We start from the raw sequence: 23,883 nt of genomic DNA, 5'->3' as shown, positions 1-23,883 counted from the left end.
CGCCCCGGGGTCGGGGTCGGGGTCGGGGTCGGGTGTCAGCGCAGGCCCGCGTCCAGTGCGGTGGTCAGGGTGCCGGAGTCGCCGGACATCTCCCAGATCATCGCCCCGAGCAACCCCTTGCTCCGCAACCAGGCCGTCTTCTTCCCGATCGACCAGGCGTCGTCGAACGTCCACCACTGCCCACCGTCCCCGGTGAAGCAGTACGTGGCCACCGCCTGCTCGTCATGCCTGACCGTGCAGCCCGGCACCATGGCCAGCAGGTTCGTGTAGCCGCGCGTGCCCGCCTCCTCCTGGAACTGACCGGGTGCGGCACCGCCGGCCTGCTGCCATTCGCCGTATCGGCCGCCGTCGGCCACCCGTTGCCAGCCGCGGCCGTAGTACGCCAGGCCGATCGTGATCTTGCGGGGGTGGACGCCCGCCTGGAGGTAGACGTCCACGGCGCGTTCGACGCTGAAGTCCGGGTCGTACGGGCTGTCGGCGTCGAGGTACAGGTTGCCCTGGTGGCCGGTGCGGTTCGGCTCCCAGGAGTTGTCGCTGCCCGCGCCGTGGAAGTCGTACCCCTGGACATTGAAGATGTCCAGAGATTTCGTGACTTCAGGGAGGTCCCAGCCGGCGGCGATCTTGGCCGGGTCGGCCGGGGTGAACGCCGTGAGCTGGTACCGCTTGCCCGTCGTGGCCGTCAGCGCGTCGAGCTGGCGGCGGAACTCGGCGATCAGCAGCGTGTTGTTCGCCTTGTCGGCCGGGCTGACGTGGTTGCCCGGATGCCCTTCGGCGCCCGGCCACTCCCAGTCCAGGTCGATGCCGTCGAAGATGCCCGCCGCCGTGCCGGGGCCGCCAGCGCCGTTGTAGGCGGGCAGGTCGCCCTTGATGTAGATGTCGATGCAGGACGCCACGAACTTCTTGCGCGCCGCGTCCGTGGCCGCCACGTCGGAGAAGTACTTCGAGTACGTCCAGCCGCCCAGTGAGATCAGCACCTTCAGGTGCGGGTGCTTGAGCTTGAGCTTCCTGAGCTGGTTGAAGTTGCCGCGCAGCTTCTCCCAGCCGGTGTCCGCCACGCCGTCCACCGACTGCGCGGCGCTGAACGGCCGGCCGTAGTCGGCCTCCGCGTCACCGGCGCCGTCGCCCTGGTTCGGATCCTGCGGGTCGGTGGTGGTTCCCTTCGTGACGCCCTGCAGACAGGTGAGGTTCTGCGGGTCGATGTTGGCGAAGGCGTAGTTGATGTGGGTCAGCTTGGCGGCGGCGCCGGTGGTGTCGAGGTTGCGGACGAAGTACTGGCGGCCGTAGATGCCCCATTGCACGAAATATCCGACGCGGGCGTAGCCGGTCTCGACGATGTCCGCCGTGGTCACCCGCACCGGTGTGCTCGCCGGGGAGAGGTTGTCGTACAGGTCGCGGGCCCGCACGGTGAACGCGTACTCGGTCGAGGGCGACAGCCCGGAGACGACTGCCGTGGTGCCGGAGACGGTCGCCGCCACCGAGGAGCCGATGGAGACGTCGTAGCTCGCGATGCCGGAGTTGTCGGAGGAGGCCGCCCAGGTCAGCGTGACGCTGGACGACGTCCGCGCGGTGCTGCGCAGCTCACCCGGCGCCGTCGGCGGCTGCGTGTCGTCGGCCGGGTTCCGGGTGGTGACCGCCAGGGGTGCGGACGCCGGTGACAGCGTGCCCTTGCGATCCTTGGCCCTGACCGTGAACGTGTACGCGGTCGAGGGCGACAACCCGGACACGATCGCCGTGGTGCCGGTGACGGAGGCGGCGACCGAGGAGCCGTTGTAGATCTCGTATCCGGTGATCGGCAGGCTGCCGGGGGCGGCGGCGTCCCAGGCCAGCGTGACGGTCCTCGTGGTCCTGGCGGGGGAGCGCAGGTTGCCGGGCGCGCCCGGCGGCGCGTCGGGGCTGCCGTCGCAGTTCAGGTCGTTGATCCGGCAGCTCACCGGCTCGGCGCCCGCCGCGCTGACGGTGAAGGACGGGCTGTAGGGCTCGGTGGTCGCGCCCGCGTTCACGGTCGTGTTGTAGTGCGCGGGGGTGAGCGTCACCGTACGGCCGCTCTGGCTGAGCGAGGCGTGCTGGGCGTTGCTCGCGGTGACCCCGGCGGGCAGGTCGAACACGATCGTCCAGCCGTTGAGCGCGGCCGTGCCGTTGTTGGCCACCACGAACTTGGCGGCGGTGCCGTTCACGTCGTAGGTGGCGCTGACCGGCGGCTTGGCGGGCGGGTCGCCGCCGCTGCCGTCGCAGTTCGCGCCGTCGATCAGGCAGCTGACCGGCTGGACGGGGAAGCTGAGAGCGAGCTTGGGGCTGTACGGCTCCGTGGTCCTGCCCGGTTGCACGGTGTTGATGTAGAACGCGGGCGTCAGGGTGACCTTGGTGCCGTTCTGCCTGATGGTGGCGTTCTGGGGGGTGGAGGCGGTGACTCCGGGAGGTAGCTCGAAGACGATCGACCAGCCGGTCACGGCGGTCGTGCCCGGGTTGCTCACCACGAAGGTGCCGGTGGTGCCGGACAGGGAGAACGTGGCGATCAGGCGGCTCGCGGCCTGGGCCGGGAGGGCGTACAGGGTGGTGAGCAGGAGGACGGCGATCAGGGGGGTGGCTAATCGGCGCACGTCGGAGACCTTTCATTAAAGAAAGTTTCCTAACAATTAGCCGGATCGTAAGCCCGCCCCGCTCTCCTGACAAGGGTCGCGTGGCGGGTCAGCCCACGGGCAGCGCGGTCCCGTACAGGCGCGAGACCCGCAGCCGGATCACCAGCCGCCGGTCAGCCACCATCTGCCGCAGGAACGCCAGCTGCGCTTCGGGCTCCGAGAGGGCGGCCCCCCGCATCGCCAGCAGCTCCAGGCCCACCTCGTCCCCGGCCTCCAGGCTCACCGGTGACAGCTCCGCCTCGCCCTCCGCCACCGCGAACACGCGGAAGTCGTCGCTGGCCACGTACAGCGAGCAGCGCGGATCCTTCTGGAGCTGCCGCACCTTGAGACGATCGGCGATGGTGGAGATCCGCACCACGCGCCGGCGGGGATCCCAGGTGTAGGCGACGGTGGACAGCTGCGGCCGCCCGTCGGCCTGGATGGTGGCCAGGGCGCCGAAGCGCTGTCCGGCCAGGAGGTCCGACAGCTCCTCGTCGCCCGGCGACAGAGGATCCGGCCCCCCGCCGGGGCCGTAGTTCTCCGTCATGCACCAGCCCTCATCAATCGCGAAATGTCACCCTATACCGAGCTGGCGGTTGAGTGACTGCGCGTCTGAGATGACCCAGTATTCGGTGAACCGCCCGTCCTTGGCCCGCAGGATGTCGTGGCCGCTGAACGCGATCCGGGTGCCCTCGGCCGCCGTCACGCCCGGCAGCCCGCCCCGGTACGTGCCCGCGAACGTCCACCTGGCCGACACCAGGTCCCCGTCCACGATCGGCCCGACGTCCAGCGTGACCTCGACCTCGGCGAACGGCGCGTGCCCCTGCCGCAGCGCCTCCACCAGCCCGTCGGGGCCGGAGACGTCCATGCCGGGCCAGTGGCCGACGAAGTCGGGGGTGACCAGCTCGTGCGCCAGCTGGAGATCGCCGTTCCAGAGCTCCAGCAACCATCGTCTGTAGAGATCTGCGATCATCCGGGCCCACTACCCACTCCGGTAGGTTACAAGTCATGAATCTTGCCATTACCAGCGGATATGTTGTCCCGGTCGACGGCGACCCCATCGACGGCGGCACCGTGCTCATCCAGGACGGGAAGATCACCGCGGTCGGCCGGGACGTGGCCGTGCCGGAGGGGACCCGGATCGTGGACGCCGCCGGTGCGTGGGTGCTGCCCGGTTTCGTGGAGGCACACGGCCACCTCGGCGTGCACGAGGAGGCCGAGGGCTGGGCCGGCCAGGACACCAACGAGATGACCGACCCGAACGGCGCCCGGCTGCGCGCGCTCGACGCCATCAACCCGGCCGACCTGGCCTTCGGCGACGCGCTGTCCGGCGGGGTCACCACCGCGGTGATCAAGCCCGGCTCCGGCAACCCGATCGGCGGCCAGACCGTGGCGATCAAGTGCTGGGGCAGGTCGGTGGACGAGATGTTGCTCAAGCAGCCGGTGAGCGTCAAGAGCGCGCTCGGCGAGAACCCCAAGCGGGTGTACGGCGACCAGAAGAAGCTCCCCTCCACCAGGCAGGGCGTGACCGCGGTGATCCGCGACGCGTTGATGCGGGCGCAGGACTACCGGGCCAGGAAGGCCGCCGCCGAGCAGGAGGGCACGCCGTTCGACCGCGACGGCACGCTGGAGACGCTGGTCCGCGTGCTGGACGGCGAGCTGCCGTGGTGCCAGCACACCCACCGGGCCGACGACATCGCGACCGCGCTGCGGCTGGCCGACGAGTTCGGCTACCGCCTGGTGATCAACCACGGCACCGAGGGCCACCTGCTGGCCGACGTCCTGGCCGAGCGGAACGTGCCGGTCATCATCGGCCCGCTGCTCGGCAGCCGGTCGAAGGTCGAGCTGCGCCAGCGCTCGCTGCGCAACCCCGGCATCCTGGACAGGGCGGGCGTCGAGGTGGCGATCACCACCGACCACCCCGTGGTGCCGATCCACTTCCTGGTCCACTCGGCCACGTTCGCGGTCAAGGAGGGGCTCGACCCGGCCGCCGCGCTGCGCTCGATCACCGTCAACCCGGCCCGCATCATGGGGCTCGACGACCGGGTGGGCGCGCTGCGGCCCGGGCTCGACGGCGACGTGGTCATCTGGTCCGGCGACCCGCTCGACATCATGAGCCGGGCGCTGAAGGTGTTCATCGACGGACGCGAGGTGTATTCGTACACCGACGGTGAACCCGTCGTGGCCGATCCGTACTACCGCGAATCAAGCGACCTTTAAGCGCCTGTAGATGCGGGGCGCGCATAGTGGGCGAAGCCAACGGGAAGAGAGGCATCACCATGACTGCTCCCCCGCTCGTCCAGCGCCCCAGCAAGGCCCTGCTGATCGGTCTGGTCGTCTCCGGAGTCATCGCGCTCGTCGTGCTGGCCGTCATGCTGCTCTCCGGTGGCCCCATCGGGTTCGGCCTGTCGGCGTTGCTGGCCGTGGCGCCCCTGCCGGTGCTGCTCGCGGCGGTGCTGTCGCTCGACAGGCTCGAACCGGAGCCGAAGCTGCACCTCGCCTTCGCCTTCGCCTGGGGTGCGGGGGTGGCCATCGTGGCGGGCATCGCGCTGACGCTCGCCGGCCAGCAGCTGTTCGCCAGGGCCGGCTACACCTCCTCGGCCGTGGAGAACATCGGCGTCGTCGTGCTCGCGCCGATCATCGAGGAGGCGCTCAAGGGCTCGGCCCTGCTGCTGCTCCTGCGCCGGCGGGCCGAGATCGACGGCCTGACCGACGGCATCGTGTACGCCTCCATGGCCGGTCTGGGCTTCGCCGCCGTGGAGAACGTCGGCTACTACCTGCTGGCGTTCAACGCGGACGGGGCCGGCGCCGCCGTCCAGCTCTTCGTGCTGCGCGGGCTGATCGACCCGCTCGGTCACCCCATCTACACCTCCATGATCGGCCTGGGCGTCGCGTACGCGCTCACCAGCCGCAACTCCGCCCGCTACGCTGCGATCCCGCTCGGCTACTGCGGCGCGGTCTTCCTGCACGGCCTGTGGAACGGCGCCGCCACCACCGGCTCGCTGGAGTGGCTGGGCGTCGCCTACCTGGTCATCATGGCGGCACTGATCCTGCTCATCGTCGTGACCGTCGTCGAGCGGCGCCACCTCATCGCCCGGATGGCGTACTACCTGCCCGCGTACCGTCAGACGGGGTTGATCAGCGACGCCGACGTGCGGATGCTCACCACGTTGTCCGCCCGCAAGTCGGCGCGCAAGTGGGCCAGGGGAGCGGGGCTCGGGCAGGCCATGAGTGACTACCAGCAGGCGGCGACCGAGCTGACCATGCTGCACCTGCGTGCCGAGCGGCAGGGCGTGGAGCCGCGCAGCTTCGCCCTGGAACGTGACGCGCTCCTCGGCGCGATGGCCCGCGCCCGCCGCTGGTGACGGCGGCGCTCGCAGGTGGGGAAGGTGGCGGCGGCGCTCACGCGCGGACGAGCAGCGCCGCCAGCGCCGTGACGCCCGTGAGCACCACGCACCCCACCACCGCGACGGTCGCGCCCTGCGCCGGCCCGAGGCTCCCGACGACGGCCGCGACCCCGGCGGCCCCCAGCGACGAGCCGATGTACCTGGCGGTGTTGTTGGCCCCCGAGCCCATGCTCACCCGATGCGCGGGCACGCTCTCGATCGCCAGGTGCGTGATCGAGGAGTTGATCAGCCCGGACCCGACCCCGCTCACCGCCAGCCCACCGACGACCAGTGGCAGCGACAACGAGCCGCCCACCCCCAGCAGCCCCGCGAAGCCGAGCGCGCTCAGCCCGAGCCCCAGCGCCAGCCGCGCGGCGGCGCGTAGCGGCACGAGCCCGCCCGCCAGCGAGGCCACGAACGACAGCCCCGACCAGACGCCGAACAGCAGCGCCGTGTCCAGCGGCGTCAGCGCGTGCGCCACCTGCAACACGGTCGGCAGGTAGCTGAGCAGCCCCACCACCGCCGCCCCCACGACCAGCGCCCCGCCGGTGGCCACCAGGAACACCGGCCGCCTGAACAGCTCCAGGTCCAGCAGCGGCTCCGCCCGCCGCCGCTCGACCGCCACGAAGGCCCCCACCAGCACGACGGCCAGCACGAAAGCCACGACCACGACCGGCCGCGACCACCCGGCCCGCCCCTCGGTCACCCCGGCGACCAGCGCCGCCACACCCAGGCTGAGCAGCACCACCCCGGGCACGTCGAACCTGCGCGGTACCGACGAGCGCGACTCCTCCAGCGTCCGCGCCGACGCCACCGCCAGCACCACCGCGCTCACCGCCATCAGCCAGTACACCGACCGCCAGCTCGCCACCGCCGCCAGCGCCCCGGACAGCAGCGGCCCCACGGCCGTGCCCAGCCCGATCATCGCCCCGTACCGCGCGGTGGCCCGCAGCCGCCCGGCCCCCGCCGGGTAGGCGTGCCCCACGATGCCCAGGCTCGCGGCCAGCATGGCGGCCCCCGCCCCGCCCTGCACCAGCCTGGCCAGCACGAACACCGGCACGTTCGGGCTGAGCGCGGCCACCAGCTCGGCGGCGGCCAGCACGGACGTCCCCGCCACGAGCACCCGCCTGCGCCCGTGGTCGTCGGCCAGCCCACCGGCCACCAGCAGCAACGAGGCCAGCCCGAGCGCGATCGAGCCGAGGATCCACACCGGCCCCGTCGGCCCGGCGCCCAGGGAGGCGGCGGTCTGCGGCAACGTGGCCATCGGCAACGTGAAGTTGGTCAGGACGAGCAGCGGCGCCGACACCGCGACGGCGAGCGTCCCCGGGCGCACAGTCGGTTCAGTGATTGAACTCATGCGGCGCAGCGTAACACGGTTCGATGAATGAACTAACATGGGCTCCATGGCACTCGGCAAGAACTACGACGGCCAGAGCTGCGCGCTGGCCAGCACGCTGGAGGTGATCGGCGAGCGCTGGACGCTGCTCATCGTCCGCGACGCCCTGTACGGCGTGCGCCGCTTCGGCGACTTCCAGGCCCACCTCGACATCCCGAAGGCCGTGCTGTCCCAGCGACTGTCCACGCTCACCGAGGCCGGGGTCCTGGAGCGCCGCCGCTACCAGGAGACGCCCCCCCGCGACGAGTACGTGCTGACCGCCGTCGGGCGCGAGCTCTGGCTGCCCGTGCTGGCGCTGGCGCAGTGGGGCGAGCGGCACCTCGCCGTGAACGGCCCGCACCGCCTGTTCCACCACCTGACCTGCGGTGGCCGGCTGGAGCCCACGTCGTACTGCCCGACCTGCGGCGGCATCGTGCGGCTGGAGGACGTCGAGATGCGGCCCGGCCCTGGGCTGGCCGGCGACACGCGGCAGGACCAGGTCAGTCTCGCCCTTCGGACGCCACACAGGATGCTCGACCCGATTCCCTGACAAAATCGGGTGTAACCCTCGAAGGGAGATAGATCAGATGAGCTGGGTCGAAATCGGGTCTGAGGCTGAGCTGCGGGAGCTGCTCGGCGAGGTCATGCCGAGGGCCGTGACGAAGGAGCGGCAGCGGCTGCACGCCCGCGACCGCGAGTGGCTGGCGGCCTCCCCGTTCTGCCTCATCGCCACCTCGGACGAGGCGGGCAACTGCGATGTCTCGCCCAAGGGCGACCCGGCCGGTTTCGTGCACGTCATCGACGACACGACGATCGCGATCCCGGACCGCCCGGGGAACCGCAGAGCGGATGGATTCCGCAATATCCTGAAAAATCCGCATGTGGGGTTGATCTTTATGATCCCCCGCAGGAACGAGACCCTGCGCATCAACGGCCGGGCCCGGCTCGTCCGCGAGGCCCCGTTCTTCGACGAAATGATCGTCAAGGGCCACCGCCCGCACCTCGCGCTCGTCGTCGAGATCGAGCAGATCTTCTTCCACTGCGCGAAGTCGTTCCTGCGCTCGGCCCTGTGGAAGCCCGAGGGCTGGGCCCCCGACACGCTGCCGTCTCACGCGAAGCTGGTGAAAGAGGTGCAGACGGTCGAGGAGAGCCTCGAACAGCTGGAGAGCTACTACGGCGAGGCCTACGCCAAGCGCCTGTACGGCTGACGCCCCGGCCCGCTCCGCCTGCTCAGGCGGCCGGAGTGGGCCCGCCGGGGAACCGGATGACGTTCTTGCCGGTGTAGGCGTGCAGGTTGATCACCTTGGGGTCGGCGGGAGGCTTGCGGCGACCGGCCGAGCGGATGTCGCGGATCTTGTGTCGCGCGATGGGTGGCGGCACCACCCCAAGCCTTTTCATCGTGAGCCCCCCGTGATGTTTCCGTTACCTATGTTATCTACAGATACCCCCGTAAGTTCGGTGTAAGGAGCACGTCAATAGGGAAGCCTGCGACCCGCCGGGGACCTCAGGTCCAGCTCCGCCGGCCTGGTGCGCCGTTTGGCCACCGGCTTGGCGATCCTGACGCGTTTCATGGTCTCCCCCTTCCCGAAGCGCGTCCGCTCTCCTCCGACCATGCGCCGCCCCGCTCGGCGGCGGCGGCACGACGGGTGTGTGCGACCCGCCATGCGCGCCACCCTAAGCCGGGCGGGGCGGCCCGCTCCATGCATTTCTACCGAGTGGGCCGGTGCCCCAGGTCACTGCCCGGGCGTGGTTCGCGCGACAACGTTCAGCCGGTTCCAGGCGTTGATCATGGCGAGGGCCACGATGAGCAGCCCGAGCTGCTTCTCGCTGTAGTGCGCGGCGGCCTGCTCCCACACCGCGTCCGGCACCGCCTCGCGGTCGGCGAGCCGGCACGCCTCCTCGGTCAGCGCCAGCGCGGCCCGCTCCTCGGGCGTGAACACCGTGGCGTCACGCCAGGCCGCCACCATCCAGAGCCGCTCGTCGCTCTCGCCGGCCTTCTTCATGTCACGGCTGTGCATGTCCACGCAGTAGCCGCAGCCGTTGATCTGGCTGGCGCGCAGCTTGACCAGCTCCAGCGTGCTGGTGGGCAGCTCGCTCTCGTGCAGGAGCTTCTCCACGGCCAGGAAGTGGTGGAAGGCCTGGGGCACCTGCTGGGCGACATTGATCCGCTGGGTCATGAGAACCTCCATGGTTTCGTCGTACGCCAGCCAGGACGGGACAGCCCGCCCGGATGTGACACGTACGGCGAAAAAGGTTTCAGCGGATCCCCTACCCCGGATCAGCCGTCGCAGTTACCCCAGCTCTTGCGCCCGCCCCACGCCGTGACGCGGTTGTCGGGGTCGCGGGTCCAGCCCTCGTACTTCACGCACTTCCAGGCGCCGTCGATGTGCCCGGTCTCGGCGTAGAACTGGTAGCGCTGCGCGTCCTCGCTGCGGCCGCCGCCCCGGACCTCCAGGTAGGCGCCGGTGACCGTGCGCGTGCCGGTGAAGCGGGTCTTGATCGCGGCGACACAGTTCTTGCCGCTGCGCTTGTTGTACATCAGATACACGTGCCCGAACACGGCTCCGCTGCGCGTCCGCATCGCGCGGTGGCCGTCCTTGACGCGGTGGAAGCCCTTGCCGCAGACGCGCTCGGGGGTGTACGCGGCAGAGGCGGCGTACGCGGCGGACGGGAGAGCGGCGATACCGGCGGCGACCAGGGTCGCCGCCATGAGCGAACGGATGAGCACAAGCTTCCCTTCGAAGGGGTATTAGGGCAAAGCTGATCTTTACTGTGTATTGACCGAAATTTCAAGGAGTTCTGGTAAATGCCGTTGATCGCGGTATGTGCTGCGTGGGCCGTGTTCTGGGGGTCGTGGTCGGCCCTGCTGCCCGCCATCAAGGGGGAGCTCGGCATCACGGCCGGGGACCTGGGGCTGGCGCTCAGCGCCGTACCGGTGGGCGCCCTGCCCGCGATGGCGCTGGCCGGGCGGCTGGCCAGGGGGCGCGAGCGCGCCGCGCTGGCGACGACCATGATCCTGTTCGCGCTGGCCGTGGCCGGCATCGGGGCGGCCACCACCGGCTGGCAGCTCGCGCTGGCCCTGCTGCTCGTCGGCGCCACCAGCGGCGCCCTGGACATCGCGCTGAACCTGGCCACCGGGCGCACCGAGCGCGAGACCGGCCGCCGCCTGTTCCAGCCCGTGCACGCCGCCTTCCCGGTGGCGGTGATCGCCGCGGCCCCGCTCACCGGCCTGGCCCGCTCATACGGGCTGAGCGTCGCCACCGTGCTCCTGATCATCGCCCTGATCGTGGCGGCCACCACGCTCACCCTCCTCGCGCTGCCCCTGGGCCGCGGCCTGACGGAGCCGGCCGGAGGCGACAGGCGGCGGCTGTGGGGCGCGGCGGTCGTGCTGGGGGCGCTGGCCGCCTGCGTCCTGATCATCGAGAACTCCGTGGAGCAGTGGTCGGTCCTGCTCCTGGAGGAGCACCGCGGCGCCACCCCGCTGCTCGCCAGCGCCGCGCCGGCCATCTACATGGCCGCGCTGACAGCCGGCCGCCTGCTCGCGCAGGCGCTGCCCCGGGTGCCGCTCAGGGTGCTGTACCTGGTGGCGGGGGTCGGCGGCGGCGCCGGCATCGCCCTGGCGGGGCTCGGCGGGGGAGCGGCGGCCTCGCTGGCCGGGTTCGGGCTCACTGGGCTGGCGCTCGGGCCGGTGGTGCCCGCCCTGCTCAGCCGGGCCGCGGCCGACGATCCCAGCGGGACGATGGTGTGGGGGGTGTCCACGATCTCCTACACGGGGTTCGTGATCAGCCCGCTGCTGGTGGCGGGGCTGAGCGGGTGGCTCGGGCTGCCCGCCGCGCTGGCCGCGCTCGGCCTCCTGGGCCTGCCGCTGCTCGTCCGGGCCGCCGCCGGGCGCCGTCCCGCCTGAAAATGGGGTTTCCTTGGGGAGAAGGAACCACGGAACCGGGTATCCCCCCGGCGGATCGACTGCAAAAGGGGATCACCATGGCTGTCTGCGAGACCTGCGGCAACGACTACGACATGGCGTTCGAGGTGCACGCGCAGGGAGCGGTGCACACCTTCGACTGCTTCCAGTGCGCGATCGAGGCGATGGCGCCCATCTGCGAGCACTGCGGCACCAAGGTCATCGGGCACGGCGTGCAGTCGGGCGAGCACTGGTACTGCTGCGCCCACTGCGCGCGTGAGGAGGGCAGCAAGGGCCTGGTCGACCGGGTCATGGCCGGCACCACGTCCTGACCGCCCCATCGCCGCGGGGCCCCACCGCTAGGCGCGCATCGCGTCGAGCAGCTCACGCATGCGCGCGACCGCCCGGTCGAGCGGCGCCCGGGGCACGGGGGCGGCGAGGTCGAGAACGACGTCGCCGTCCTTGGCCTCCCACACCCCGGCGATCCGCCCCTCGTGGACGACCACGGGGGAGATCCACCCTGCCTGCCTGCTCACCTTGGGCTTGAGCTCCGGCGGCAGCAGCGGCGCGAGGTCACGTGGCGCGCCCAGGATGTACTGGTCGAAGCCGGGCAGCAGGTGCACCTCCGCCGACGGCGCGGTCTGCGCCAGCTCGTCGAGGTGCTCGGTCAGCGCCAGCAGCGTGGCGCCGTCGTCCGCGCGCACCTCCGTCAGCTCGGGCGCCAGCTCCCTGAACCACCCCTTCAGCACCGCCTTGCGTGCCACCCCGCCGAACAGCCAGGCGTCGAACATCTCCGGCGTGGCCGGTCCGTGCGCGCCCAGGAAGGCCCGCACCAGGCGCACCCCCGCCTCCTCGGCCGGCGGGAGCGCGGCGGGCCACCCCGGCACCCAGGAACGCGGCGTGGTGAAGGTCACCTTGCCCTCGCGCGGCGGCCCGTAGCACAGCTCGCCCAGCCGGCTCAGCGGCTTGAGCAGCGCGCCCCAGCCGGAGGTCAGCGCCTCCCGCAGATGCGCGTCACCCGTCCGCGCCACCACGGCCTCGACGAGCTCCTCCCTGGTCAGGGCCCGCTCGCCGAGCGCCGCCGGCACCGCTTCCATGATCGCCGCGATCTCGGCGGCCGTGACACCGTGGCCGCGCTGCCAGGAGCCCTTCTCCCAGAAGCGCAGTGTGCTCAGCGCCGCGCAGTAGTCGGCGAGCTGGTCGGACGGCACCAGGTGCAGGGTGCCACCCCGCATCAGCCAGGTCTTGACGAGCGTGCGCTCGGCCTGCAACGCCCGGTCGACCTCCTCGGCGTCCGGGCGGGCGCTCCTGACCGCCACGGCGAGCCGGGCCGAGGAGGCGACCTGCGCCTGCACCCCGCACAGCCGCCGCGCGACCGCCACCGCGTCGGCGCCGCCGGCCGCGCTCACGAACTGCCTGCTCAACCGCCAGGAGAGAATCTGGGACCACGTCACGTTCACCCGACCTTTCTACCGTCCATCGCGGACAGGATCAGTCCGTGAAACCGATGTCCTCGTAGCGCAGGTCGTCGAAGCCGCGCGCCCCGATGTTGGCCAGCTCCTGCCGCACGGCCACCATCTGGGGCCGCTGGTAGAGCGGCAGCACGTTCACCTGCTGCCAGATGAGCTTGTCGGCCGCGTTCGTGGCGGTGCGGGCGCGGACGGGGTCGAGGCTCTGCGCAGCCCTGTTCATGGCCTCGTCGATGGCCGCCGAGCCGGTGCGCCCGAAGTTGGCGTTCCAGTTCTGTCCGTTGGAGGCGTTGGCGTAGGTGCCGTAGCTGCTGGACACCGGGAACGGCGTGCCGATGTAGGCGAACGGGGTGAGGTCGAAATTGCCGGGGATCACGTACTTGGTGAAGAAGTCGTCGCTGGGCACGGCCTTGATCGTGACCTTGACGCCGATCTGGCCGAGCATGCTCTGCACCAGCTCGCCCTCCGCCTTGCTGGTCTGCACCCCGGACGGCACCACGAACCGCAGGTCCAGCGGCTTGCCGTTCTTCTGCCTGACCGTCCCGTTCAGCTTCCACCCGGCCGCATCCAGCAGCTGCTTGGCCTTGCCTGGGTCGTAGGCGCCGAGCGCTCCCGCGTTGTCCTGGTAGCCCTCCTGCGTGTTCATGAAGAAGTGGTTGTTCAGCAGCGCGATCGGCCAGTCGAGCCCCTGAAGGTCCGACTGGGCGATGGCCTGGCGGTTGATGCCGAGCTGGATCGCCTGCCGGACGGTGACGTCCTTGAGCAGCTCGCTGGAGCCGTTGAAGGTCAGGTGCCGGAAGTCGGGGCCGGCCGCCCTGCGCACCTGGGCGCCCGTCGTGGCCTTGGCGCGCGCGTAGTCGGGCGCGGAGGTGCCGACGTCGATGATGTCCAGCTCGCCGTTGTTGAACGCGCCGATCAGCGAGTCCTGCTCGGACGACCGGTAGATGATCTTGTCCAGCTTGGCCCGCTCGCCCCACCACGAGTCGTCGCGCACGATCGTGATCGTCTTGGCCGTCTGGTCGAACCCGCCGAACTTGAACGGCCCCGCCGTCACCGGGATCCTGTTCACCCAGGCGTTGTTGAACGCCTGCGCGCTGCGGTTGGTGGCCGGCGGCAGCAGCGGCCCGAACAACGCCTGCCAGTCGGCGAACGGCTTGCGGAACGTCACCACCACCTCATGGTCGTCCTTGCCCCGCGCCACCTTCTCGATGTCCTGGTAACCGGTAGAGGAGACGATGTGGAAGGCCGGGTCACGCCCGTTGAGCGCCTGCCACTGCGCCTGGTAGTCGGCCCAGGTGATCGGCTTGCCGTCGGACCACCGGGCCTTCGGGTTCAGCGTGTACGTCACCACCTGCCTGGGCCGCTGCGCGGTCACCTCGGCGTCGAGCACGTAGTCGGTGTCGACGGAGATCTCCGCCTTCTCGTCGGAGGTGAACGGCGAGGGCAGCAGCGCGTTGCTGATCACGGCGGCCATCGCGAGGTTGCCGTCGACGTGGTTGCGGTTCCACTGGGTGGGGAACTCGTTGATGCCCCAGCGCAGTGTCCCGCCGTCCTTGACCTTCTCGCGCGGCTGCGGATTGAGGTCGGACGCCTTGATCGCCCGCTCGTCCCCGGCGCTGTCCTGGCCTCCCGGACCGCCGCTCCGGCCTGCGCCGCAGCCCGCGAGCAGCAGCGGGATCGCCACGGCCATGGCCGCGGCCACGGTGAGAGGTGATGAGTTCATCGCGCGAAATTCCTCCTGGATCGAGCGAGGTCTATACGACTTCGCGTCTCTCTGCGTAGTGGCAGGCCGCACCCTGGTCCTCACCCACCGGCTCCACCTCGGGCTCCACGCCGACGCAGAGCCGGCGCTCCGCGTCGGTGAGCTGCGCGCGGAACTTGGGGCACCTGGTGCGGAATCGACAGCCCGTCGGAGGGTTGGCCGGGCTGGGCAGGTCGCCTTCGAGCAGGATCCGCTCGCGGGCGCGCTCGCGTACCGGGTCGGGCAGCGGGATCGCCGAGAGCAGCGCCTGGGTGTACGGGTGGGCCGGGTGGTCGTAGACCGCGTCGACCTGGCCGAGCTCGGCGATCCTGCCCAGGTACATCACCGCCACCCGGTCGGCGATGTAGCGCACCACGGCCAGGTCGTGCGCCACGAACAGGTAGGACAGCCCGAGCCTGGCCCTGAGCGAGCCGAGCAGGTTGATCACGCCGGCCTGGATCGACACGTCGAGCGCGGAGACCGGCTCGTCGAGCACGAGCAGCCGGGGCTCCAGCGCCAGCGCCCTGGCGATGCCGATGCGCTGCCGCTGCCCGCCCGAGAAGTCCTGCGGGTAGCGGGCGGCGTGGGTCGGGTCGAGGCCGACCAGGGCGAGCAGCTCGCGCACGCGCCGCCCCACGCCCGGCCGCCCGTGCGTACGCAGCGGCTCGGCCAGGATGTCGTGCACGGTCATGCGCGGGTCGAGCGAGGCCAGCGGATCCTGGAAGACGACCTGCATGTCGCGGCGGATCTCCGTGCGCTGCGCCCGGCCGAGCTTGGCGGTGTCGTGCCCGAGCACGACGACGCGGCCCTCCTGGGGCGCGGTCAGCTCGAGGATCTGCGTCAGCGCGGTCGTCTTGCCGCTGCCCGACTCGCCGACCAGCCCCAGCGTCTCGCCCTGCCGGATGTCGAAGCTGACCCCGGCGACCGCCTGCACGGTGCCGACCCGGCGCTTGAACACCGCCCCCTTCATCAGCGGGTAGTCCTTGACCAGGCGGTGCACCTCCAGCACGCTGCGCTCCCCGCGTACGCGCAGCCGCGGGCCGTCGGACGGCGCCGCGTGCCGGCCGGGCCCGCGCGGGTGCGCCTCCTCCCACCGGATGCACGCGGCCCGGTGCCCCGGGCCCACCTCGAACAGCGGCGGCTCCTCCTCGTCGCAGGCCGCGATCCGCATCGGGCAGCGCGGCGCGAACGGGCAGCCCGGCGGCAGCGCGGCGGGCGAGGGCGGGTTGCCCTCGATGGGCGTCAGCGGCTGCCGCCCGCGCCGGTCCACCCTCGGGACGGAGCCGAGCAGGCCCGCGGTGTACGGCATGCGCGAGCGGTAGTAGATGTCGTCCACGGCGCCCACCTCGACCGGCCGCCCGGCGTACATGACCAGCACCCGGTCGGCGAACCCGGCCACCACCCCGAGATCGTGGGTGATCATGACGATGGCCGCGCCGGTCTTGGCCTGCGCCCGCTTGAGCACCTCCAGCACCTGCGCCTGGATGGTGACGTCGAGCGCCGTGGTCGGCTCGTCGCAGATGATCACGTCGGGGTCGTTGGCGATGGCCATCGCGATCACCACGCGCTGCCGCATGCCGCCGGAGAACTCGTGCGGGAAGGCCAGCGCCCGCTCGGCCGGGCGCGGGATGCCCACCAGGTCCAGCAGCTCGACGGCCTTGACCATGGCCGTCTCCCTGCTCACCCGCTGGTGCACGCGCACGGCCTCGGCGATCTGGTCGCCCACCGGGTAGACCGGGGTGAGCGCCGACAGCGGGTCCTGGAAGACCATGGACACGGACCTGCCGCGCAAGGAGTTCAGGGTGCGTTCGGAGGCGCCGATCAGCTCCCTGCCGTGCAGGCGCACGGAGCCGCTGACGCGGGCCCCCGGCGGCAGCAGGCCCATCACCGCGGCCGAGGTGACCGACTTGCCCGAGCCCGACTCGCCGACGATGCCGAGCACCTCGCCCCGGCGTACGGAGTAGCTCACCCCGCGCACGGCGCGTACGTCGCCGAACGAGACGTCGAGGTCGCTGACCTCAAGCACCGGCTCCTCCATCACGGCCTCCCCGAGGAGGGGTCGAACGCGTCACGCAGCGCGTCGCCGACGAGGTTGACCGCCAGCACGGTGATCACCAGCAGCCCGGCCACGAACCAGAACGTCCACGGCGCGTACACCGCCGTCCGCGAGCCGTCGGCGATGAGAGTCCCGAACGACACGTCGGGCGGCTGGATGCCGAAGCCGAAGTACGACAGCGACGTCTCGGTGAGGATCGCGCTGCTGACGTTCAGCGTGGCGTCCACGATGAGCAGCGACGACAGGTTGGGGATCACGTGGCGGAAGATGATCCGCACCGGCGGCACGCCCATGTAGCGGGCGGCCTGGACGAACTCGCGCTGCTTCACCGAGACCGCCATGCCGCGCACGATCTTCGAGGTCACCATCCACAGGAACAGCGCCAGCATGATCACGAACAGTGGCCACTGCCCCGACCCGAACAGCGGCGACAGGATCGCCAGGATCAGGAACGCGGGCAGCACCAGCAGCAGGTCGGTCACCCAGCTCAGCACCCGGTCGGTCCACCCGAGGAAGTAGCCCGCGAACGCGCCCACGACGGCCGCCAGCGCCGTCGAGACCAGCGCCGCCAGCAGCCCCACGACCAGCGACTTCTGCATGCCGCGCAACGTCACGGCGAACACGTCGGAGCCGGTCTGGAGCGTTCCGAACCAGTGGCGGGCCGACGGCGGCTGCATGAACGCGGTGAAGTCCTTGTCGGTGTACGTCCACGGGCTGAACAGCGGCCCCACGAAGGCCAGCAGGAACATCAGCGCCAGCACCGCGAACCCGATCAGCCCCTGCGTGGAGCGGAAGAACCGCCCGGCGACCATGCGGGCCCTGGACGGCGCCCTGGTCAGCGTGCCGTCGGTCAACTCCTCGGCGGCCTCCTCCTCCGAGAGCGTCATCAGGCCCGCACCCTCGGGTCGAGCGCGGCGTGCAGCAGGTCGGCGGCCAGCGAGGCGAACAGCACGGCGACGGCGGCCAGCAGGGAGATGGCGGCCACGGTGTTGACGTCGTTGCTGAAGATCGAGTTGATCAGCTGCTCGCCCAGGCCGTGCCAGCCGAAGATCTTCTCCGTGAACGTGGCCCCCGTCAGCAGCGCGCCGAACGTGAACGCGAAGTAGGTCACCACCGGGATCATCGCGGTGCGCAGCGCGTGCCGGGTCAGCGCCCGGCGCCTGCTCAGCCCCTTGGCCCTGGCCGTGCGGACGAAGTCGGCGCCGATCACGTCGAGCATCATGTTGCGCTGGTAGCGGCTGAAGACCGCGATCAGCCCCACCGAGAGCGAGACCGTCGGCAGGATCAGGTGCTGGAGCCGGTCGACCACCTGATCCCAGAAGCCCTCGACGTCGGCGCTGTACTCGCCGCTGACCAGCAGCACCTGGCGGCCGAACAGGTGCTGGTTGGCCCACGCCGCCACCAGGATCAGCATGTTGGCCAGCACCACCACCGGCACCGCGAGCACCACGAACGACAGCCCGGTGGAGAGCCGGTCGAACCAGCCGTACTGCCGGACGGCCGCCAGCGCGCCCACCAGCACGCCCAGCAGGCTGCCGCACACCAGCCCCAGGATGACCAGCCGGAACGTGACGCCCGCGCGGCGCTTGATGTCGTCGTTGACCGGCGCGCCCGCGACCGTCCTGCCGAGGTCGCCGCGCAGCACGCCGCCCGCCCAGACGGCGTAGCGCTGCAGCAGCGGGGTCCTGTCGTTGAGGTTGAGGGCGGTGAGCTGGGCGTCGACCACGGCCGGCGGCGGCTTGGGGGTGCGGTCGGCGTAGTTGGAGCGAGGGTCGAGGGCGGTGGCGGCGAGCAGGTAGGCCAGGCTGGCGGCCACGATCACGAGCACGGTGTAGCTGAGCAGCCTGCGGGCCAGGAACCCCGCCATCGCTCCCCCTCCTGCGCGCGCAGCACTCACGACCGAGCCACTGGACGTGGCTTATCGTAGTCACATTGCTACACCATGCGAGCATCGCGCCGCACGGAACTCGCGAAGAAGGTCAGCGTCCGGAGAGCTCGTCCACGGCGGTGCGCACGTCCTCGCTGGTGATGGTGGTCAGGTCGGCCGCGCTGGCGGAGCCGCCGCGCGAGGCGTGGGCGGCCAGCCGTACGTCGCGCCGCATGGCCGCCCGCTCGAACAGGGACCTGGCGAAGCGGCCGTTGCCCAGCCCGTCGATCAGCCGGTCCTCGCACACCCAGGTGAACACCTCGTCCAGCCGGTGCAGCGCCTCCTCGTCGAAGGTGTCGCCCGCTTTCTCCGCCAGCAGCACCGCGATCTGCGACAGCTCGCGCGGCGAGTAGCTGGGGAAGGCCACCCGCTGGTTGAAGCGGCTGGCCAGGCCGGGGTTGGTGGCCAGGAAGGCGTCCATCTCCCGCTCGTAGCCCGCCAGCACGACCACGAGCCGGTCGCGGTCGTCCTCGGCCCGCTTGAGCAGCGTCTGCACGGCCTCCGCGCCGAACGCGTCGCCGCCCTGGTAGCCGGGGTTGACCAGGCTGTAGGCCTCGTCGATGAACAGCACGCCGCCCAGCGCCCTGTCGACCAGCTCGTTGGTCTTGATCGCGGTGGCCCCGAGGTGCTGGCCGACCAGGTCGGCCCGGTGCGCCTCCACCACGTCGGGCCTGGCCAGCAGGCCGAGCGCGGCGAAGACGCGGCCCAGCACCCGGGCGACCGTGGTCTTGCCGGTGCCGGGCGGGCCCACGAAGACGAAGTGCCGCATCTGCTGCGGCGTGGGCAGCCCGCGCTCCTGGCGCATCCTGGCCACCTGGAGCTGCGCCGCGATCGCGTGCACCTGCCGCTTGACCGGGGCCAGCCCGGCCATCCTGTCGAGGTCGGCCAGCGCCTCCTCCAGCGTGGGCGTGGCCACGTAGCCGCGGAAGCGGGCGGTCAGCTCGTCGAACGCCTTGGTCACGTCGGGCGTGGTCGTGGTGACCAGGTCCTGGGTGGTCGGCGTGCCGCCGGCGCCCACCACGCGCACGTCGCGGGCCTGCGCGGCGGCCTCCACCAGGCTGCGCGCGAACCGGGCGTTGCCCAGCTCGTCGATCAGGCCGCGGCGGTGCACGTCGTCGTAGAGGCCGAGCAGCACCCGCTTGGTGGCGTCGTCCATCTGGTCACCCCTGCGCCGCTGCAACAGCTCGGTGACCTCGACCAGCTCGGCGGGGGAGTAGCCGGGGAAGCGCACGCGCGTGGCGAACCTGCTGGCCAGGCCGGGGTTGCTGGTCAGGAACGAGCCCATCTCCTGCTCGTAGCCGGCCAGGATGATGATCAGCCGCTCGCGGTCGTCCTCGGCTCGCTTGAGCAGCGTCTGCACCGCCTCGGCACCGAACCGGTCGGGCTGCCCGTCGGCGGAGTTGACCAGCCCGTACGCCTCATCGATGAACAGCACGCCGCCCAGCGCCCTGTCGACCAGCTCGTTGGTCTTGATCGCGGTCGCGCCGAGGAACTCGCCCACCAGGTCGGCCCGCTGCGCCTCGACCACGTACGGCGTCTCCAGCAGGCCGAACGCGTAGAAGATCTTGGCCAGCGCGCGGGCGACCGTGGTCTTGCCGGTGCCGGGCGGGCCGACGAACACGAAGTGCCTGGTGGGCCGCTCCGCCGTGTATCCGGCCTCGGCCCGCAGGCGGGAGGCCTCGATGGAGGCGGCGATCGAGCGCACCTGCTCCTTGACCGGAGCCAGCCCGATCATGCTCTCCAGCTCGGCGAGCGCCTCCTCGACGGAGATCTGCGGCGGGGCGCCCGTCTTGTCGCCCGGCGCCTCCGGCCTGCCCTCGCGCACCCTGACACGCACCTGCTGCTCCTCGGCGGCGGCCTGCCGCGCGCGGACCTGCCTGGCCAGCATGAACCGGTAGCCGAGCACGGCAGCGGCGGCGGCGACGGCCACCCAGACGGCCGTGCCGTCGGAGACGGGGGAGATCGCGGCGGCCGGCACGCCCGCGAGGGCCAGCGCCATCAGCGTGCTCACCCACGGCGTCACCCAGCGGATGAGGTGCGCGGCACCGGCCACGGGCAGGGCGAGGAAGACCATCACGTGCACGGTGGCGGCGCCCTCGGGGAACAGCCGCCCGAACACCTGCACCGCCAGCGCCATCCAGCCCGCCACCACCAGCGCGGTGGCGGCGGCCCTGGGATAGCGCATGGTCAGCGCGACGAACGCGAGCAGCAGGAGCACCAGGGGGAAGGTCTTGAGCAGGTCCCACCCGAGTGCGGCGCCCACGCCCATCGTGGCCACGAGCACGACCACGTAGAGCACCCGGCGGACGGCCGGGGGAATCTGGAAATAACGCAGCCGAACCTTCTCGAACAGATCCCGCGCCGCGGCCCGCCCCGCGGCCTGGGCCCTGTCGGACTCACGCATCACGCCTCCCCGGTCCGCCCCCGGTTATACCGCACCGGACCGACTATTGGGCGGTCCTGACACGCTAGGTGGAGGTCACGAAAAGGGCTATCTGACGGCCGAGTTCGGGCCCCGCGTCCTCTTGGAGGAAGTGCCCGGCGCCCTTGATCACAGGATGTCGCAGGCCAGCCGCGCCGCGCAGCGATTTGCGCAATATGGGAGCCATGCCCCCCGTGATGGGATCCCCGTCGGAGAACGCCACCAGGAACGGCCTGTCGAGCGTCGTGAGAATCTGCCAGGCAGCGCGGTTGGCGGGCGCGGCGGGGTCGTCGGGCGTGATCGGCACCAGCCCGGGCATCGCGCGCGGCCCCGCCTTGTACGACTCGTCCGGGAACGGCGCGTCGTAGGCCGCCCGCACCTCCTGCGGCAGCTCGCTGCGGCAACCGGACTGGACGAACCTGGCGATGTCCAGCACGGGGGCCTTGAGCACCGCGTCCCTGAAACGGTGCCACACCTCGGGCATGGGAATGTCACCTGTCGGCAAGCCCGTGTTGGCGGCCACGATCCTGGCCACCCGCTCGGGGTGCTCGGCGGCCAGCCGCAGCCCGATCAGACCGCCCCAGTCCTGGCCGACGACGGTCATGCCGCCCAGGCCGAGCGCGTCGAGCAGCAGGGCGCGGGTCCACTCGACGTGCCGGGCGTAGGTGTGGTCGGCCAGGTCGGCGGGCTTGTCGGAGCGGCCGAACCCGATCAGGTCCGGCGCGATCGCGCGCAGCCCGGCCGCGGCCAGCTCGGTCATGACGTGGCGGTAGAGGAAGGACCAGCTCGGCTCGCCGTGCAGGAGCACGACGGGCTCGCCGCCGGCGGGGCCCGTCTCGACGTAGGCCATGCGCAGGCCGTCGCCGACCTCGGCGTAGCGGGGCTCGTGGGGGAAGTCGGGCAGGGTCGCGAACCGATCGTCCGGCGTGCGCAGGATCCGCATAGAACAACGTTCTACTCGCTGCCGCCGCGCCGCGCCAGAGGGCCGGCCGTTCTTGAGCTCAGCGGCGCCGGTGTCCGCCGACCGCTCCCGCGTCAGCGGCGCCGGTGCCCGCCGACCACTCCCGCGTCAGCGGCGCTGGTGCCGTCCGGGGAACTCGCCGAACAGCACCTGCTTGGGCGTCACGCGCAGGACGTCGGAGTCGGCCCTGGCGATGCCGCGGACCTCGACCCAGAAGCGCCGCTGCAACGGGTCGGTGGCGAACACCGCCACCCTAGGGTCCTGCTCTATCGCCTCCCACGCCGCCGTCTCGGCGATCAGGCGCAGCTCACCCGAGGAGGTGACGGACGCCACCGCGCCCGCCACCCGGGGGCCGAGCGCGTCGCCGTAGGACAGGACGATGCTGCGGGCGTAGGAGAAGGTCTGCCGCACCTCGGGGTCGAGCGCGACCGACGGCCCCGCGCCCACCGGCAGGTCGCACATCAGCAGAGAGGAGCGCCACGGCCCCGGCCCGCCCCGCCACCAGGCGTGCAGGCCCCGCAGCGCGAGCACGAGCGCCGCCGCGGCCAGCGCGCCGAGCCCGATCCGCCACGCCCACGCCGCCGCCGGCACCCCCACCGCCGCCGCGCCCGCCGCCGCGCCCGCCGCCGTGTCCGCGCCGCCACCCGCCGTCCCGCCTGTCACGGCGAGGAGCCCGCCCGCCGCGCACGCCACGGCCGCCGGCACCACCAGCCAGGTCGCGGCGGCCAGCCACGGATCGCTCCACCGGCGGGCGCGCAGGTAGCCGCGCACCATGGGATACGGCACCGCCACGGCGACCACCGCCGCCCCCGGCTCCACCACCAGCGCCCCGGCGACCAGCGTCACCAGCACCGACCACGTCCTGCCGAGCACGATCCACAGTGCCACCCCGGCGTTGCGCCTGGCGGTCCGCTCGCCTTCCCGCGCCGGCTCCGTAGCGGCCAGCGCCCGCAGCGGATGCCCGCGCCACGACTCGGCCAGCACCCGTACGCAGGCCAGCGCAGGCCAGCCGAGCACCAGGATGCCCGCCAGCCCCGCCCAGACCGGATCGAGCAGGGACGGCAGCACCCGTACGGCGCCGAGCAGCAGCCACGCGGCGAACGCGACCACGGAGAGAGCGGCCGACACCACCGAGACCCCGAACCACGGATCCCGCCCGAACATCGCCCCCACGTACGGCCGGCCGCCGACCCGCCGCGCCTGCCGCACGGTGAGCGGCACCAGCAGCAGGAGCACGGCACAGCCGCCCAGCAGCGCCTCGGCGCCCCGGTCGAGCAGCAGCGCGGCCCCGGCGATCCCGAGCGTGGCCGCCGCGAGCAACAGGCGCACCTGCCGGGACCAGACCTCCAGCGCGCGCCTGGCCCGGCCCGTCTCGCGTGGATCGACCGGCCAGGCCGGGTCGTGGTGCGGGCGGGGCCGGTCCCAGCGCAGCAGCGCCAGGCCCAGGTTCACACGGGCCTGCGGGTCGCCGGGGTCGATGGCGAGTGCGGCCCGGTAGCGGCGCTCGGCGCCGGCGTGGTCGCCGCGCAGCAGCGCCAGGTCGCCGAGCATCACCTCGGGCCCCGCCTCCTCGGGCGCGAACTTCCTGGCCAGCTCCGCCTGCTCGACCGCCTCCGCCCAGCGTCCCGGCGTACGGCGCAGCACCGCGGCCAGGCGCAGCCGGGCCTGCCACGAGCCGCGAGCCAGCTCCACGGCCCGCTCGGCGGCGGGCACGGCCTCGGCGTCGCGGCCCAGCCGCTCGTGCGCCAGGCTGATCAGCCGATGCGCCCACTCCGAGCCCGGGTCCAGGTCGGCGGCGCGGCGGGCGGCGTCCAGCGCGGACTCGGGGCGGCCGGCGTCCAGCCTGGTCAGGGCCTCCTCGCACCATTCACGTGAGGACCGGTCGGAAAGGTTGCCTTTTCTGCCACTTTCATCGGTCCCCACGAGTCCCATGATCGGCTGGCGGGCGATTGTTGGATAGATACCGACATATGGCTGTATCTCTCTAGAGAGGTGTGCGGTGACCGTGGATCGGCCGATACCGCTATCAC

General features: G+C 71.8%; 21 protein-coding genes. 6 read left to right on the top strand and 15 right to left on the bottom strand.

Going from position 1 to position 23,883, the window contains the following annotated elements; genetic code table 11:
* Nucleotides 1–35 precede the first annotated feature (35 nt).
* From LCN96_RS42820 to LCN96_RS42810, 3 genes are all read right to left on the bottom strand, one after another.
* On the bottom strand, nt 36–2,597 hold the full coding sequence (locus tag LCN96_RS42820) for a glycosyl hydrolase family 18 protein (RefSeq protein WP_225268126.1): 2,562 nt from the start codon (nt 2,595–2,597) through the stop codon (nt 36–38).
* An 88-nt stretch (nt 2,598–2,685) separates the two neighbouring features.
* The gene (locus LCN96_RS42815; protein ID WP_225268125.1) at nt 2,686–3,162 is read right to left on the bottom strand and encodes a PPOX class F420-dependent oxidoreductase; all 477 of its coding nucleotides are present in this window, start codon (nt 3,160–3,162) and stop codon (nt 2,686–2,688) included.
* A 27-nt stretch (nt 3,163–3,189) separates the two neighbouring features.
* A complete protein-coding gene (locus LCN96_RS42810) occupies nt 3,190–3,561 on the bottom strand; it encodes an ester cyclase (RefSeq protein WP_311132070.1) in 372 nt (123 codons plus the stop codon).
* A 62-nt stretch (nt 3,562–3,623) separates the two neighbouring features.
* Between LCN96_RS42810 and LCN96_RS42805 the strand changes: the two genes are divergently transcribed.
* Complete coding sequence (locus LCN96_RS42805; RefSeq protein WP_225268123.1) at nt 3,624–4,835, top strand: amidohydrolase; 1,212 nt, start codon at nt 3,624–3,626, stop codon at nt 4,833–4,835.
* Nucleotides 4,836–4,894: 59 nt separating this feature from the next.
* Nucleotides 4,895–5,980, top strand: a complete 1,086-nt coding sequence (locus LCN96_RS42800; RefSeq protein WP_225268122.1) for a PrsW family intramembrane metalloprotease — start codon at nt 4,895–4,897, stop codon at nt 5,978–5,980.
* Nucleotides 5,981–6,017: 37 nt separating this feature from the next.
* Here the strand turns inward: LCN96_RS42800 and LCN96_RS42795 are convergent, their stop codons facing one another.
* Nucleotides 6,018–7,358, bottom strand: a complete 1,341-nt coding sequence (locus LCN96_RS42795) for an MFS transporter (protein ID WP_225268121.1) — start codon at nt 7,356–7,358, stop codon at nt 6,018–6,020.
* 46 nt (nt 7,359–7,404) lie between these two features.
* On the opposite strand from LCN96_RS42795, the gene LCN96_RS42790 reads away from it, so the two are divergent.
* Nucleotides 7,405–7,926, top strand: a complete 522-nt coding sequence (locus LCN96_RS42790) for a winged helix-turn-helix transcriptional regulator (RefSeq protein WP_225268120.1) — start codon at nt 7,405–7,407, stop codon at nt 7,924–7,926.
* A 37-nt stretch (nt 7,927–7,963) separates the two neighbouring features.
* Nucleotides 7,964–8,584, top strand: coding sequence for a pyridoxamine 5'-phosphate oxidase family protein (locus LCN96_RS42785; RefSeq protein WP_225268119.1), 621 nt, complete (start codon nt 7,964–7,966; stop codon nt 8,582–8,584).
* Nucleotides 8,585–8,606: 22 nt separating this feature from the next.
* On the opposite strand, the gene LCN96_RS42780 is transcribed toward LCN96_RS42785, so the two are convergent.
* The 3 genes from LCN96_RS42780 to LCN96_RS42770 form a co-directional block, all read right to left on the bottom strand.
* Entirely contained in the window at nt 8,607–8,774 is a 168-nt protein-coding gene (locus LCN96_RS42780) for a hypothetical protein (protein ID WP_225268118.1), read from the bottom strand.
* 335 nt (nt 8,775–9,109) lie between these two features.
* Nucleotides 9,110–9,553: a carboxymuconolactone decarboxylase family protein gene (locus LCN96_RS42775; protein ID WP_225268117.1), complete on the bottom strand. Its 444-nt coding sequence runs from the start codon at nt 9,551–9,553 to the stop codon at nt 9,110–9,112.
* Nucleotides 9,554–9,654: 101 nt separating this feature from the next.
* Nucleotides 9,655–10,104, bottom strand: coding sequence for a hypothetical protein (locus tag LCN96_RS42770; protein ID WP_225268116.1), 450 nt, complete (start codon nt 10,102–10,104; stop codon nt 9,655–9,657).
* A gap of 78 nt (nt 10,105–10,182) precedes the next feature.
* Here LCN96_RS42770 and LCN96_RS42765 point away from each other — a divergent pair, with 78 nt between their 5' ends.
* A complete protein-coding gene (locus LCN96_RS42765; RefSeq protein WP_225268115.1) occupies nt 10,183–11,280 on the top strand; it encodes an MFS transporter in 1,098 nt (365 codons plus the stop codon).
* 77 nt (nt 11,281–11,357) lie between these two features.
* Entirely contained in the window at nt 11,358–11,609 is a 252-nt protein-coding gene (locus tag LCN96_RS42760; protein ID WP_225268114.1) for a hypothetical protein, read from the top strand.
* 27 nt (nt 11,610–11,636) lie between these two features.
* On the opposite strand, the gene LCN96_RS42755 is transcribed toward LCN96_RS42760, so the two are convergent.
* From LCN96_RS42755 to LCN96_RS42720, 8 genes are all read right to left on the bottom strand, one after another.
* Complete coding sequence (locus LCN96_RS42755; RefSeq protein WP_225268113.1) at nt 11,637–12,737, bottom strand: winged helix DNA-binding domain-containing protein; 1,101 nt, start codon at nt 12,735–12,737, stop codon at nt 11,637–11,639.
* A 31-nt stretch (nt 12,738–12,768) separates the two neighbouring features.
* Entirely contained in the window at nt 12,769–14,469 is a 1,701-nt protein-coding gene (locus LCN96_RS42750; RefSeq protein ID WP_225268112.1) for an ABC transporter family substrate-binding protein, read from the bottom strand.
* Nucleotides 14,470–14,500: 31 nt separating this feature from the next.
* A complete protein-coding gene (locus LCN96_RS42745; RefSeq protein WP_225268111.1) occupies nt 14,501–16,525 on the bottom strand; it encodes a dipeptide ABC transporter ATP-binding protein in 2,025 nt (674 codons plus the stop codon).
* Nucleotides 16,525–17,430 (bottom strand): ABC transporter permease, encoded by a 906-nt coding sequence (locus tag LCN96_RS42740; RefSeq protein WP_225268110.1) that lies wholly within the window; start codon nt 17,428–17,430, stop codon nt 16,525–16,527. The genes LCN96_RS42745 and LCN96_RS42740 overlap by 1 nt, the downstream gene beginning before the upstream one ends.
* Nucleotides 17,430–18,410: an ABC transporter permease gene (locus tag LCN96_RS42735; protein ID WP_225268109.1), complete on the bottom strand. Its 981-nt coding sequence runs from the start codon at nt 18,408–18,410 to the stop codon at nt 17,430–17,432. Before LCN96_RS42735 ends, LCN96_RS42740 begins: the two co-directional genes overlap by 1 nt.
* Before the next feature lie 112 nt (nt 18,411–18,522).
* Nucleotides 18,523–20,874: an AAA family ATPase gene (locus LCN96_RS42730; protein ID WP_225268108.1), complete on the bottom strand. Its 2,352-nt coding sequence runs from the start codon at nt 20,872–20,874 to the stop codon at nt 18,523–18,525.
* Between the two features lie 64 nt (nt 20,875–20,938).
* A complete protein-coding gene (locus LCN96_RS42725) occupies nt 20,939–21,835 on the bottom strand; it encodes a haloalkane dehalogenase (RefSeq protein ID WP_225268107.1) in 897 nt (298 codons plus the stop codon).
* A 126-nt stretch (nt 21,836–21,961) separates the two neighbouring features.
* Nucleotides 21,962–23,785 carry a CHAT domain-containing protein gene (locus LCN96_RS42720; protein WP_225268106.1) on the bottom strand — a complete coding sequence of 608 codons (1,824 nt, stop codon included), beginning with the start codon at nt 23,783–23,785 and terminating at the stop codon, nt 21,962–21,964.
* Nucleotides 23,786–23,883: the final 98 nt, after the last annotated feature.

Origin of the sequence: Nonomuraea gerenzanensis, assembly GCF_020215645.1 — a bacterium.
In the GTDB taxonomy this organism is placed as follows: domain Bacteria; phylum Actinomycetota; class Actinomycetes; order Streptosporangiales; family Streptosporangiaceae; genus Nonomuraea; species Nonomuraea gerenzanensis.
This window is presented reverse-complemented; position numbering and strand designations above follow the sequence as displayed.